At 64.7% G+C, this 13,168-nt stretch carries 13 protein-coding genes; all 13 read right to left on the bottom strand.

The genetic code is table 11. The features are described 5' to 3' along the window. Positions 1–1,576, bottom strand: a 1,576-nt coding sequence (glpD, locus tag ACTRWG_RS11845; protein WP_027236847.1) for a glycerol-3-phosphate dehydrogenase, incomplete at its 3' end; no start/stop codon positions are given. After that, positions 1,569–2,354 (bottom strand): DeoR/GlpR family DNA-binding transcription regulator, encoded by a 786-nt coding sequence (locus ACTRWG_RS11850; RefSeq protein ID WP_027236848.1) that lies wholly within the window; start codon positions 2,352–2,354, stop codon positions 1,569–1,571. The genes glpD and ACTRWG_RS11850, both read right to left, overlap by 8 nt. Before the next feature lie 138 nt (positions 2,355–2,492). Next, entirely contained in the window at positions 2,493–3,572 is a 1,080-nt protein-coding gene (locus tag ACTRWG_RS11855) for a DUF1513 domain-containing protein (protein WP_027236849.1), read from the bottom strand. Positions 3,573–3,588: 16 nt separating this feature from the next. After that, complete coding sequence (locus ACTRWG_RS11860; RefSeq protein ID WP_462829345.1) at positions 3,589–4,584, bottom strand: imelysin family protein; 996 nt, start codon at positions 4,582–4,584, stop codon at positions 3,589–3,591. Further along, complete coding sequence (locus ACTRWG_RS11865) at positions 4,584–6,113, bottom strand: di-heme oxidoreductase family protein (RefSeq protein ID WP_462829346.1); 1,530 nt, start codon at positions 6,111–6,113, stop codon at positions 4,584–4,586. The genes ACTRWG_RS11860 and ACTRWG_RS11865 overlap by 1 nt, the downstream gene beginning before the upstream one ends. Continuing rightward, entirely contained in the window at positions 6,103–6,591 is a 489-nt protein-coding gene (gene bfr / locus ACTRWG_RS11870) for a bacterioferritin (protein WP_027236852.1), read from the bottom strand. The genes ACTRWG_RS11865 and bfr overlap by 11 nt, the downstream gene beginning before the upstream one ends. Continuing rightward, the gene (locus ACTRWG_RS11875) at positions 6,554–6,832 is read right to left on the bottom strand and encodes a (2Fe-2S)-binding protein (RefSeq protein WP_084299595.1); all 279 of its coding nucleotides are present in this window, start codon (positions 6,830–6,832) and stop codon (positions 6,554–6,556) included. The genes bfr and ACTRWG_RS11875 overlap by 38 nt, the downstream gene beginning before the upstream one ends. 178 nt (positions 6,833–7,010) lie before the next feature. Further along, positions 7,011–8,279 (bottom strand): imelysin family protein, encoded by a 1,269-nt coding sequence (locus ACTRWG_RS11880; RefSeq protein WP_462829347.1) that lies wholly within the window; start codon positions 8,277–8,279, stop codon positions 7,011–7,013. A 26-nt stretch (positions 8,280–8,305) separates the two neighbouring features. Next, positions 8,306–8,785 (bottom strand): hypothetical protein, encoded by a 480-nt coding sequence (locus ACTRWG_RS11885; RefSeq protein ID WP_027236854.1) that lies wholly within the window; start codon positions 8,783–8,785, stop codon positions 8,306–8,308. Between the two features lie 10 nt (positions 8,786–8,795). Then, complete coding sequence (hemP, locus tag ACTRWG_RS11890) at positions 8,796–8,966, bottom strand: hemin uptake protein HemP (protein ID WP_008554566.1); 171 nt, start codon at positions 8,964–8,966, stop codon at positions 8,796–8,798. A 371-nt stretch (positions 8,967–9,337) separates the two neighbouring features. Continuing rightward, positions 9,338–11,056 carry a methionine--tRNA ligase gene (gene metG, locus ACTRWG_RS11895; protein ID WP_027236855.1) on the bottom strand — a complete coding sequence of 573 codons (1,719 nt, stop codon included), beginning with the start codon at positions 11,054–11,056 and terminating at the stop codon, positions 9,338–9,340. Between the two features lie 99 nt (positions 11,057–11,155). Then, complete coding sequence (locus ACTRWG_RS11900; protein WP_027236856.1) at positions 11,156–12,379, bottom strand: MFS transporter; 1,224 nt, start codon at positions 12,377–12,379, stop codon at positions 11,156–11,158. 105 nt (positions 12,380–12,484) lie between these two features. Continuing rightward, positions 12,485–13,090, bottom strand: coding sequence for a YceI family protein (locus tag ACTRWG_RS11905; RefSeq protein ID WP_036797444.1), 606 nt, complete (start codon positions 13,088–13,090; stop codon positions 12,485–12,487). Positions 13,091–13,168 lie beyond the last annotated feature (78 nt).

Consider the following 13,168-nt stretch of genomic DNA (forward strand, 5'->3'; position numbering starts at 1 on the left):
ATGCGGCGAGCTGTGCAGCCTTGCCTTGGATGTAGGCATCCACCGCCGCCCGCTGGGCTTCATCCAATCGCAGGCCCAGTTTGGTGCGCCGCCACAGGTAATCGTCGCCTGCGCGCACCCATTCGCTGGCAATCGCCCAGTCAAGCTCCCGCGCGGTGATGGTGGCGCCAAAGTCCTGGCCCAGATCGCCGGCAGTGTTGGCGTCGCCCAGCACCTCCCAGGTCTCGGTGCCATAGGCGCGGATCATCCGGCCTGCCCAGTAAGGAGTGAGAAACGGGTAGTCCGCGGCCAGTTTCGATGTCAGCTTTGCCACATCCTCCACCGGGAAATCGCCGCCGGGCAGCGCCACGCCTGCGGTCCAGTCGGCGGGCAGCTGGGGGAACACCTCGCCGATTTTGGCCAGCGCCGCCTCGGCCAGCTTGCGGTAGGTGGTGATCTTGCCGCCAAAGACATTGAGCAGCGGCGCTTGCGCCTGATCCAGCGTCAGCACGTATTCGCGGGTGGCCGCGGTGGCGGAGCTGGCACCGTCGTCATAGAGCGGGCGCACGCCGGAGTAGGTCCAGACGATGTCCTCGCGCGTCACCGGCTTCTCGAAATACTCCGATGCGAAGGCCGCCAGATAGTCCTGTTCGGCTTCTGTGCAGACCGGTGCGGTGTCCGGATCCGGGTGGTCGGCGTCGGTGGTGCCGATCAGGGTGAAATCCTGCTCATAGGGGATGGCAAAGATGATCCGCCCGTCAGTCCCTTGGAAGAAATAGCAGCGGCCGTGGTCGAACAGCTTTGGCACCACGATATGGCTGCCGCGCACGAGGCGGATGTTCTCGCGGCTGTTCTGGCCCAGCTTCTGATGCAGCACATCGGCCACCCACGGACCGCCTGCATTGACCAGCATTCTGGCGCGGTGTTCCTGTTCGGCGCCGGTGGCGTGGTCCTTGGTGCGGATCAGCCAGTGATCTGCATGGCGCTCGGCCGACAGAACCTCAGTCCGGGTCAGGATTTCTGCGCTGCGGGCCTTTGCGTCACGCGCGTTCAGCACCACCAGGCGGGCGTCCTCGATCCAGCAGTCGGAGTATTCGAACGCCGTTTTGAATTTGCTTTTCAGCGGGCGGCCCGCCGGGTCGCTTGTCAGGTCCAGTTTGGCGGTCCCGGGCAGGATTCCGCGTTTGCCCAGGCTGTCGTACAGAAACAGTCCCAGACGGATCAGCCAGGCCGGGCGGCGGCCCTTCATCCACGGCATGAAGGTCGTCAGCAGCTTTGAGGTCGGCGTTTCGCTGTCGAACCGCATGTCCTTGTGGAACGGCAGCACAAAGCGCATCGGCCAGGAGATATGCGGCATCGCCTTCAGCAGCACCTCGCGCTCGACCAGCGCTTCGCGCACCAGGCGGAACTCGAAGTATTCCAGGTAGCGCAGGCCGCCGTGGAACAGCTTGGTCGAGGCGGAGGACGTGGCGGAGGCAAGGTCATTCATCTCTGCCAGCGTCACCGACAGGCCGCGGCCGGCGGCGTCACGGGCGATGCCGCAGCCGTTGATGCCGCCGCCGATGATGAAAAGATCCGTTACGGGCGTGTCAGTCATTTTCGCTGCTTTCGTTTTGTCCTGCGGTGAGGATTCGGGTGCCTGCGGCCTGTGCGGCCTCAGCAAATTCTGTTGGCACCGGCCGGTCGGTGATCACCACGTCCAGATCAGCCGCATTGCAGATCCGCACCGGCGCGGAGCGTTCGAACTTGCTGCCGTCGCAGACCAGCACCTTTTGGCGGGCGTTTTTCAGGATCGCGCGGGCAACCGAAACTTCGCGCGCGTCGTGGTCCATCACCGCGCCGTCGGCGTCCAGGGCCGAGGCGCCGATGATGGCAAAATCAACCTTATAGCGGCAGAAGAAGTCCACCGCATCCTCGCCCACGATGGCGCCGTCACTCTGCCGCACGGTGCCGCCGGCCAGGATCAGATCCTTGGCCTGGCCGCCCATCATCATATTGATAATGTTTATATTATTGGAAATAACTGTAAGGCCTCTGTGGCCGGACAGCGCACGGGCAACCTGTTCAGTCGAGGTGCCAATGTTGAGCGAGAGCGAGCAATTGTCGGGGATCAGCTCTGCCGCCAGGGCCGCCATTGCCAGCTTGTTGCCGGCATTCAGCTTGCGCCGGTCCTCATAGTCCTGGCTGGCGGCGGAGCTGACCCGGACAGCGCCGCCGTGCACGCGGGACAGGGCGCCGCGCGCCGACAGGTCGCGCAGGTCGGCGCGCACCGTTTGCAAGGACACGCCAAAGCGGCGGGAGAGATCCTCGACCTCGACCCGGTCCTGCCGGTTCAGGAGGGAGATGATCTCGTTCTGACGGCCAATCGCATCCATTTGCTTTCCTTTCGCAGCGGTTTCTTAGCGTGATGCGCGCGGAGAGTCATCATTCTTTTTCGGTTTTGTTTCGCAAGGCCGCAAAACGAAAAGGCGCACCGCTGGGGCGCGCCTTTTCGTTTGCAGCCTGGCAAAGTGTCAGTGCAGGGGGATCAGGTGATTGTCCCACGCCAGGTCCGCACGGTGTAGCCGGTGCTGGCCGGCGTCTGAAATTGCAAAGACCTGGCCGCTGCCGGTGCTGGCCGTAAAGCCGCCCGCAGAAGGCGCCAGCCCGCAGACATCGCGCATCCTGTATTCGCGCAGCAGCGCGCCGCTGACGGTGTCCATCACTTGCAATACCCCGCCGCGGGGGGAGGTGACGCCGATCCGGGTGCCATCGTCCGAAAAGGCAACAGAGCCGCCATAGCCATTCATGTTCAATACCCGTGCGTCGTTCTCCGCCATCAGGCGCGGCGCATTGCCGGGCCGGTGCAGCCCCGTGGTGGGAACCTGCTCACCCGGATCACCCTGCCACTGCATGGCAAATCCAACAGTGCCATCGGCGCGCATTGCCAAATGGCGGATCGAGTTCAGGTGCAACTCGCGGGGCAGTTCCATCTGCTCTTGTATGCCGCCCTCAAAGCTGAGGTAGCTGAGGTTCGGGCGCATGCTGGGCAGGTTCAGCTTGGCGCGGCCGCTGTCTGGATGGGTCTCAATCCCGCCATTGGCGACAACCAGCCCCGGCGCGCCGCGTCGCAGCGCCATGTCGTGCGGGCCGATGCCGCCCGAACTGAAGGCGCCGATGCGGCGGTAGCCGTCCGCGGCATCCCAGACACCGATGACACCGCGCGCAGTCTCATAGTCGTTCTCAGTGGTGAACAGGCGGCTGCCGTCCGGAGAGAAGATGCCGTGGCCGTAGAAATGATGCCCCGCAGGCGGCTCCAGCCGGGCGATGGCGGCGCCGCTGCGGCAGTCGATCACATCGGCAAAGCGGCCTGGTCGGCGGGCAAAGGCGACGGCTTCGGGGCGCCTGGGGTGCGCGGCGGCAGCATGGCCGCGGCCGGGCAAGGGGTGGCGGAACAGGATCTCGCCAGTCTCTGTGAGGCCGGCCAGCAGAAAGGCGCCGCCGGCATCCCTGCCTGCGGACAAAAAGGCGGGGCTGCCTGCGCTGGCCCAGCTGGCCTGCGGGGCGAGGGATGCGGCCATCAGGCCAGCCAGAAATCCGCGGCGCGAGGTCATTGATCCATCCTTTCGCTTAGTCGCCGTCCAGCGCATTGAAACCGGCCGCGACGCCCAGGGCAGGGCCGAGTTCTTCGCCCATCAGCACGCGCAGGTCCTTGATCTCCTGCCGCAGCGATTCAATGCGGAAGCGGGTTGCGGGATCAGAGACGCCGGAGAAGTCGGGATCCCCGAGGGTTTCAGCCTTGGTGCGGACCCTGGCAAAGCGGGCAGTGATCTTTTCCTGCAAGTCCCCGTGCCCCTTTGCGAGCGACAGGGCCAGCGGCTCCAGCGCGTTCAGAGACACCAGTACATGGCGCAAGCTGCGTCCGGAGCGGCGGGCCTCGGCGCGGTCCGGGCGAGGCTTTTGATAGGTGCCCAGCGGGCGGCCAAGGCGCATGTCGTCCAGCACCTGCAGCCCGGTGGTAAGTGCCTTCAGCAGCTCCTGGGTGATTTCCTCTTCAGTACGGTAGCGCTTGGCGGGCTCGCGCATGTCTGCTGCGAAACCCTGCTGCCAATCGGTGCTGATGGCCTGTGTCGTCGCGGCAATGTCGGTGCCGATCGCGCGTGTCAGGGCGCAGCGGTAATCCGCGCTGCCGGCGGTGGAAAGCTGCGGATCATACAGCAGGTATTCCAGCGCATAAAAACCGCGGGCGGCGATGGAGTAGCTGGCAAAACCGGAGGGGCTTTTGATGCCTGCATCTTCGCTTCGGATCAGGCTGGCCAGCGCCTTGGGTGTTTTGCCGCGGCTGTCGGGCCAGAACGCAAGCGCAAAGGCGCGGCTGTCCGTTTCGGTGGGGCCAAAGCGGTAATGGCTGGCGGCGATCCAGGCGTCGAAGGCTTCACCGTAGGCCGCGCGCAGGCTTTCAGATTGCGGGTCGCAGTCTTTCTCTGCCGCATCCGCAAGCGCTGCTGCATCTGCTGCCAGTTCTTCAAATACCGGGAGGATCAGTTGATCGGTGATGGTGCTGGAAAGTTCCGACGCCGCGGCGGGGGCCGCGGCCAGGGCAAGGGTCAGGGCCAAGGCGCGCATCAGAGGCTCTCCAGAAATGTGATAAGGGCGGCACGGTCTTCTGGCGGCAGTTCCACCACGCGGGTTTTCGCTGCTTCCGCCTCGCCGCCGTGCCACAGGACGGCCTCCAGCAAGGTGCGGGCGCGGCCGTCGTGCAGGAAGGTGGCGCGGGGCGAGACCTGCTGGGTCAGGCCGATGCCCCACAGCGGCGCGGTGCGCCATTCGCGGCCCGTGGCGCGTCCCTCGGGGCGGTTGTCGGCAAGGCCTTCGCCCATGTCGTGCAGCAAGAGGTCGGTGTAGGGCCAGATGAGCTGGAAGCTTTGTTCCGGGCGGTCCTGCAGCCGGTGGGTCACGTATTTCGGCACATGGCAGGCGGGGCAGCCCGCCTTGTAGAACACCTGCTTGCCGCGCAGCACCTGGGGGTCGTTGGTGCCGCGGCGGGCTGGTACGCCGAGGTTGCGGCTGTAGAAGGCGACCAGATCCATGTTCGGCTGGTCGATTTCGGTTTCACGGGAATCACCGCCGCCGTGCGGGGCGGTTTGGCAGGCGGCCTGCCGGCCGGTGCATTCGCCCGCATGTGCCGGGAACAGGGGGGTGGAAATGCCGATATCGCCGGAAAAGGCGCTGGCGGATTGCTCAAGCACCGTGGCCATCCCGGCCTTGAGCCCGAAGCGGCCCAGCAAGATGCGGTTGAACTCTTGCGACCAGACAAGATTGGCGCGCCCCGATATGCCATCGCCGTCAGCGTCCTCCTCATCCGCATGGGCGAGGATATCGGCGGCTGGGATCGCCTCCAAGAGGCCCAGTCCGATCATTGGCGGCGCAACGCGGGGGGAGAGCATGGCACCCCTGGCCAGCGGGCCGTAACCAAGGTTGGCGGCGGTGTAGCTGGGGCGCCGCAGGGTGGCGGTCTCATCGCCGTTCAGGGCAACCTCGAATTCCTCATACGCCACCTGCAGCGTGTATTCCGGGGTAATGCCGGGGGCGGAGAAGTCCTGCAGCTGGGTGCCATAATTCGGGTCCGGCGCGGTGCCGATATAATCCCCGATTTCTTGCAGTTCCGGCGGCACCGGGCCAGGGACGGAGACGCGCAGGAACATGCTGGTTGAAGCATACTCCGGCTGCTCCGGCACATGGCCGCGGCCGTCCTTCAGGTGGCAGCGCTGGCAGGAGCGGGCGTTATACAGCGGGCCGAGACCGTCGGAGGCTTTGGTGGAGGCGGGCGAGAATACCCAGATCTTCTTGAACAGCCCGTTGCCGAGCTTGAATTCCAGCTCCTGTTCAAAGCTCAGGTTAGCCGAATGCTGGGAAAACGCCTCGTCATCCGGCCGGGCGCGCACGGTGGCGGCGCCTGCGGGCAGATCCTCAAACGGTTCAGGCGCGGTGAAATCCGTGGCGGGAGACGTGACGGCCCCGATCCGGGACCGTTCGGCGTCAGTGCGGGGAAGGGGGGAGAGATGCGGCTCTGCCTGGTACTGGCTGGCCAGGTCCATCGCCGCAAGGGGCGTGGCCGCCGCAAAAGCGGCAGCCAGCGTCAGGTTAGTCTTCAACCTCTTCCATCTTGGTAGCGTTGAGCTGGGCATAGTTTTCGGCGCCGATCCGGTCGTGCAGCTCAAGCTGCGTTTCGAGGAAATCGATGTGACCTTCTTCATCCGCCATCAGGTCTTCAAACAGCTTTTGGGTGACGTAGTCGCCCGCTTTGTTGCAGGCGTCGCGGGCTTCCTTGTAGAGCGCGCGGGCGTCCACTTCGGCGGCAAGGTCGCATTCGAGGGTTTCTTTCGGCGTCTGGCCGATCCGCAGCGGGTCAAGTTTCTGCAGGTTCGGGTGGCCGCCGAGGAACAAAATCCTTTCAATCAATTTATCCGCGTGCTCCATCTCCTCGATGGATTCCTCGCGGCTTTTCTTGGCCATGCTGCCCAGGCCCCAATCGTCCTGCAGCCGGTAGTGCAGCCAGTACTGGCTGACCGCCGTCAGCTCGTGGCGCAGCGCTTTATTGAGATAGTCGATGACCTTGGCGTCGCCCTTCATTACTTTTCTCCCGAATTGATGCTGCGCGTAAATTCGTAAGCTGCGCAGGTACTTCCAGCTTACTGCTGGAACGCATCGTGTCGAGGAAAAGCGGCATGCAGCCGCCGCAATCGGCGGATTTTCCCAAGGCGTGATAGATCTTGCCGGGGGTGATTATCGTTTCGGGATCGGCGCTTCGCATCCAGTCGATGGCGGCGCGGATGTCGTGGTCCGATATGTTCGTGCAGTGGCAAACGATCATGCTGCTTGCGTCCTTGCCCGGTGGCGCAAATGGCCAAGTGATTCCGTTGGGCAATATATCCGACAAATTTGCTTAGGCTTCAAGTCTTAACCAGAGTGAAACGCTTGGGATTTGCCTCGCGATGAAAAATACGGGCCGCAGAAACTGCGGCCCGCGACTGCCCGGTAGTTTGGTTTTCCTACTGGAACACTGCCGAGGGATTATCGAGACTGTCGGAGCCTTCGATGGCAACGCCGTCCAAATCCAGTGCCGTGACAACCCGTTCGATAGAGCGGGTCTGGTCGATCAGCCCGTTGACGCCGCCCATCACCAGCGCCTCGCCGGCGACGTTGCCCTGGGCCAGCATCTGGTCATAGGACAGGCCCGCCTCCGCCGCAGTCTTGATGCGGCCAAGCGCCAGCATGGTGTCCGCCAGCTTGGCGCGCATCTCAGTGTCCAGATCCGCGTCCTTGGCAGCGACCAGATCCGACAGGGAGGGGCCGGAGACCAACTCGCCGTTCACCCGGACGTATTCGCCCAGATAGACGTTCTGCACCCCCAGCCCGTCGTAGTAATGGCTGTTGTGGGTGTTGTCGGAGAAGCAGTCGTGCTCCTCCTCCGGGTCGTTCAGCATCAGGCCGAGGCGCATCCGCTCCCCGGCTTGTTCGCCATAGGACAGGGAGCCCATGCCGGTCAGCATCGCGGTGATGCCCGCGTTTTCGTCGCCCAGCAGGGCGGTGCGGGCGTCGCCCTCAGTGCCCCATTGCGTGGCCATCCACTCCAGGTCGGATATCAGCAGATCCGTCGCCGCCTGCAGGTAGTCGCCGCGGCGGCCGCAGTTCCCGTTGGTGCAGGCCTCGCCCTGGGCGTAGTCGGTCCAGGGGCGGTCGCCCGCGCCATGTTCGGTGCCGTTCAAATCCTGGCCCCAGAGCAGGAATTCAATGGCGTGGTAGCCGGTGGCGACATTGGCCTCGATCCCGTCGGCCTCATGCAGGGCGCCTTCCAGCAGGTCCGGGGTGATCTTGGCCGCGTCCACCGCCTTGCCCGACAGCTCAAAGCTGGGGTTGGCGATTACGTTCAGCGCCGCCAATGTGTTTTCGTCGCTCGGACCGCCATAAGACGCGTCGACATAGTCGATCAGGCCCTCGTCCAGCGGCCAGGCGTTCACCTTGCCTTCCCAGTCGTCGACGATGGCGTTGCCGAAACGGAAGACTTCGGACTGCTGATAGGGCACGCGCGCGGCCATCCAAGCGGTGCGGGCGGCTGCGAGGGTCTGGGCAGAGGGGTGCGCGACCAGCGCGTCCACAGCGGCCTTCAGCACCCGCGCAGTGGCCAGGCTGTCCTGGTATTTAGCTTCGGCGATATTGGCATAGTTGGTCAGCACCGCGGTCTTGTCAGCGGCCAGGGCGGCTGAGGCGCCAAAGGTCAGGCCCGCCAGGGCTGTGCCTGCGAAAAACAGGGATTTCATGATAAGCGTCCTTGGGTTCTGTGAATTCAATGAAGGGTGGCGCTGGCAGGGCGGGCCGGCTGCGGCGGCAGCTGAGCACTCATGATTTGCTGCATCAGCAGGCCGCAATCGGAGGCGAGCCGCGTCAGCTCCTGCGCCTTGCGCGGGGTGACGATCAGCGAGGCAAGGATATGCGCGTCGTCCTGCTGGCCCTCGGCGGCGGAGGCCAGCAGGTTGGCAAAGCAATTCTCATCCGCGCCCAGGCATTTGCAGGTCATGCCGTGGCGTACCAGCGGGCGGCGGCCGTGGGCGGCGCAGAAGTTGCACAGATAGCCAAAGGCTTCGAACGCGGATTCGGCCATTTCCGGGCCAAAGTTCACCTGGAAGTCGCGGCGCATCTGTTCGCGGGTTTCGCTGCTGGAAAACCAGTGGCGCAAGTAGATCACCGCACCGGCTTCCAGCGGCGGCAGATCGGACAGGGTGCCGACGGTCACACCGCCACGGGGCGTTGATTGCTCAGGGCTCATGGCCGTCCGCTCACTTGGTCAGGATCAGCTTGCCCGCGCGAGTGATGCGCAGCGAGTAGATCTGTCCGTTCAGCAGGATGCGGGCCTGCACGCCGCCGCGGGTCAGGTCCTCGGCATGGTAGGTGGGGAAGACTTCGGTGGTTGCGGTGGTTGGCACCGGCTTGGAGGCAATCTGGTTCATGACTTTCGCCCATTGCTGAATTCCGCCCTGTCCAGAAGCCATTCCAGACAAAAGCCGGACAGAGCGCCGGACGACGCAAAGACCTGCGGCCACAATTGGCGCATGTCTTCCTGTTCCAGCTCCTTGACTTGAGGGCCGCGGGGGCGGCTGTCTCCGTTCGGCATGGGGGCGATCTCGGTTGATGACAGGTCACTCGGGCTCGCCTGAACCGAGTCAGGCTGGCTGGAATGCCTGTATTCCTGAATTAATTGCTCAGGTATGTCAATCCGAGTTTTTTAGTAAGATTTAATTTTTGTGATGGCGCAACGGGATACACCCAACAGAAAAGGCCGCCCGGCGGGCGGCCCTTTATAAAGTCTGTGCTGGCAGCCTCAGCTGCGGGTGCCGGAAAAGCGCGTCTGCCACTCTTCGCGCTGCTCGTCAGTGATCTTGGCGAACAGTACTTCCGGCACGGTGAAGCCGTGGCCTGCGGGCAGGGCGGAGAGCGCTGCCGCCACGTCCTCGGGCCAGTTGCGGTCGTCCGAGTTCAGCGCCGCCATCAGCGTGTCGGTGGCGTGCGGGATGAAGGGTGCCGACAGCACCGCGTAAAGGCGGATCAGGTTCAGGCCCAGGCGCACCTGCGCAGCGGCGCGTTCGGGGTCTTCCTTGAACACCGACCAGGGCGCGGCGGACTGCAGGTATTCGTTGCCGGCCACCCAGATCGCCCGCAGCTCCTGCGCGGATTTGCGGACCTCCATCGCCTCCATGTGGCCTTCATAGGCGCGGATGCGGGTGGTCAGCTCGTCGATCAGCGCCTGCTCCTGCGGGCCGTATTCGCCGCCTGCGGGCACTTCTTCACCGAACTTGGAGCGGCAGAATTTGGTGATGCGGCTGACGAAGTTTCCGAGCACGTCCGCAAGGTCCTTGTTCACCGACTGCTGGAAGTTCTCCCAGGTGAATTCGGAGTCAGAGCTTTCCGGCGCGTGGCTCAGAAGCCACCAGCGCCAGTAATCAGCCGGCAGGATCTCCAGCGCCTGATCCATGAACACGCCACGGCCCTGCGAGGTGGAGAACTGGCCGCCGTCATAGTTCAGGTAGTTGAACGATTTCAGGTGGTCGACCATTTTCCACGGCTCGCCGGAGCCAAGGATAGTGGCCGGGAACGACAGGGTGTGGAAGGGGACGTTGTCCTTGCCCATGAACTGGACGTATTTTACGTCCTCGGCGCCCTTGTCGGTGCGCCACCAGCGCTGCCAGTCGGCATCCGCTTTGCCGTTGGCCTCGGCCCATTCGGCGGCGCAGGCGATGTATTCGATCGGCGCGTCGAACCAGACATAAAAGACCTTGCCCTCCATGCCGGGCCAGTCTTCATCACCTTTCTTGACCGGCACGCCCCAGTCCAGATCGCGGGTGATGCCGCGGTCCTGCAGGCCATCGCCGTCATGCAGCCACTTCTTGGCAATCGAGGTGGTCAGAACCGGCCAGTCCTTCTTGGAGTCGATCCAGGCGTCCAGCTGATCCTTCAGCTGCGACTGGCACAGGTACAGGTGCTTGGTCTCGCGCACTTCCAGGTCGGTGGAGCCGGACACGGCGGAGCGCGGATTGATCAGGTCGGTGGGGTCCAGCTGCTTGGTGCATTCCTCGCACTGGTCGCCGCGGGCGCGTTCATAGCCGCAGTTGGGGCAGGTGCCCTCGATATAGCGGTCCGGCAGAAAGCGGCCGTCGGCGTGGGAATAGACCTGTTTTTCGGTGACTTCGCGGATCAGGCCGGCCTCGGCCAGCTTGCCTGCGAAATGCTGGGTCAGCGCGTGGTTCTGCGGGCTGGAGGAACGGCCGAAGTGGTCGAACGACAGGGCAAAGCCCTTGGCGATCTCCGACTGGATGGCGTGCATTTCGGCGCAGTATTCCGCGACCGGCTTGTCCGCCTTGGCGGCGGCCAGTTCCGCCGGGGTGCCATGCTCGTCGGTGGCGCAGAGGAACATCACCTCATTGCCGCGTCCGCGCTGGAACCGGGCATACAGATCGGCAGGCAGCTGCGAGCCCACCAGGTTGCCCAGATGCTTGATCCCGTTGATGTAAGGGATCGCCGAAGTGATCAGAATGCGTGCCATGCCATCCATCCAGGTAATGCGTCAAAGGCCCGTCTAGCGCATGGCGCGCGCGGCGGAAACCCCGGCTGCTGGTTTCGGTGAAAAATTGGGGCGCAGGCGCTACCGCCGCTCGCGGGCCCGCTTCAGCAGGCGGCCGATGGTAAAGGAGGTGCGCGGCGCATAGACATAGCTGGTGCGCTCTTCCGGTGCCGGGCGGGCCCGCATCCGGCTGAGGCCGAACACGATCAGCAGCAAATGCCCGGCGGCAACATAGGCAAACAGCGCCGGCGGCCCGAAGGTGTCGATCAGGGCCGAGGAGACATAGGGCGAGGCGATGGCGCCAAGCGCATACCAGAACATCAGTGCCGCCGACAGCTCGACCCGCTCGGCAGAGGTGGCGAAGTCGTTGGCGTGGGCGGCAGAGACCGAGAATATCGGGAAGGTTGTGAAGCCGAAGAAACCCGCCGTCAGCATGACGCCCCAAATGCCGGTGCCGCTGGCCGCCATGGTGACGCCGCAGCTGAGAATGGCGGCGCCCGACAGCCAGATCAGCACCCAGCGGCGGTCGTATTTGTCGGCCAGCCAGCCCATCGGATATTGCGCCAGCGCGCCGCCCAGCACAAAAGAAGCGAGGAAGAACGCGATCTGGCCGATCTCCAGGCCGACCTCCTGGCCGTAAACCGGGCCGACCATCCGGAAGGAAGCGGAGCTGAGCGCAGCGACAATCACACCGGCGACTGCCAGCGGCGAGCAGCGCCAGGCCAGTTTGGGGCGCAGGCGCGGGGCGTCAGGGGTTTCCGGCTGGCTGGCTCTGGTCAGGGTCAGCGGCAGCAGGGCCGCGCAGCACAGCAGCGCCAGCAGGTTATAGGAGATATAGGCCGCGGGCGGCAGCACTGCGATGATCAGCTGCGCTGCCAGCGAGGCGCTCAGGTCGGCCAGCCGGTAGGTGCCCATGGCGCGGCCGCGGGTTTCGTTGGTGACCTTGGCGTTGAGCCAGGCCTCAATTACCGTGTAGCTGCCCGCCACACACAGCCCGGAGGCCATCCGCATCGCGGCCCAGGCATAGGGGTTATCGGTCAGCGTGTGGCCCAGCAGGCCCATGGCGCCAAGCGCGGTGCAGACTGCAAAGGCGCGGGAATGGCCGACGCTGCCCATCAGCCGCGGCGCCCACCAGCAGCCGATAAAGAAGCCGAAGAAATGGCCAGAGCCCAGGAGGCCGATCTGCTCTTTGGTGAAGTTCATCGTCAGGCCCGAGATGGCATCGAGCGGGCCGACGCCTCCGGTCGACAGCTGCAGCAGGATGACGGAAAGGAACAGGGCGGCAAATGAGATGATCAGGCGCATAACGGTGCGACCATGACAGGCTGGGGCGGCATTGCCAGCCGTTTTGCGCCAAACCTGTGTCGTATTTCTGCGCGGCGGTGCTTTTCGGCTCCTCTTGAGGCGGGGTCAGCGCGCTTGCCGGATGCGGGCCCTGATGGCGAGGCCGACCTGGTCGGCCACCAGGCCTTCGTATCCGGTGGCGCCAAAGGCCGCGCGGCTGAGCTGGCCGGACAGATGCACGTCCAGTTCCCGCAGATCGTCCGCCGCGGTGCCGGGGCGGCGGTAGAGAGCGGCCTGCAGGGTGATGGCCCGGGTGGTGCCGCGCAGGGTGAGATCGCCGGTGATCTGGGCGCCGCCGGACAGCCGCCCGTCCGGCCCGAGGCGGATCCGGGTGGAGCGGAAGCGGATCTCCGGGAACCGGGCGGTGTCCAGAATGCCCGGGCTTTTCAGCGCTTCGGTGGCAAAAATCAGCCCGGTCCGGGCCCGCCTTGCGTCGAGGGTGATGTCGGCCTGGCTGCGGGCCAGATTCTGCGGGTCGATTCGGATGCGGGCCGCGCGCACAGGAAGCCGGCCCTGCTGGGGCTGGCCGTTGAGCAGGAAGGTAAAGCGGACATCCGTGGCCTCGGGCACCAGGCGGTACGGCAGGGGCGCTGCCAGCAGCGCTTGCGGCGCCAGCAGTGCGGCGCTGAGGCCGGCCAGCAGGGTGCGGCGCTGTATCCGGGTTGTGTGCATAGGGTTCCCAATCCGTTCTTGCGGCCTGCTGTCTGACCTTATCCGGGTTTTCCGATGGGGCGGCTCACTTTCCCGCGT

The organism is Leisingera sp. G5_S3_59_S7 (assembly GCF_054968485.1).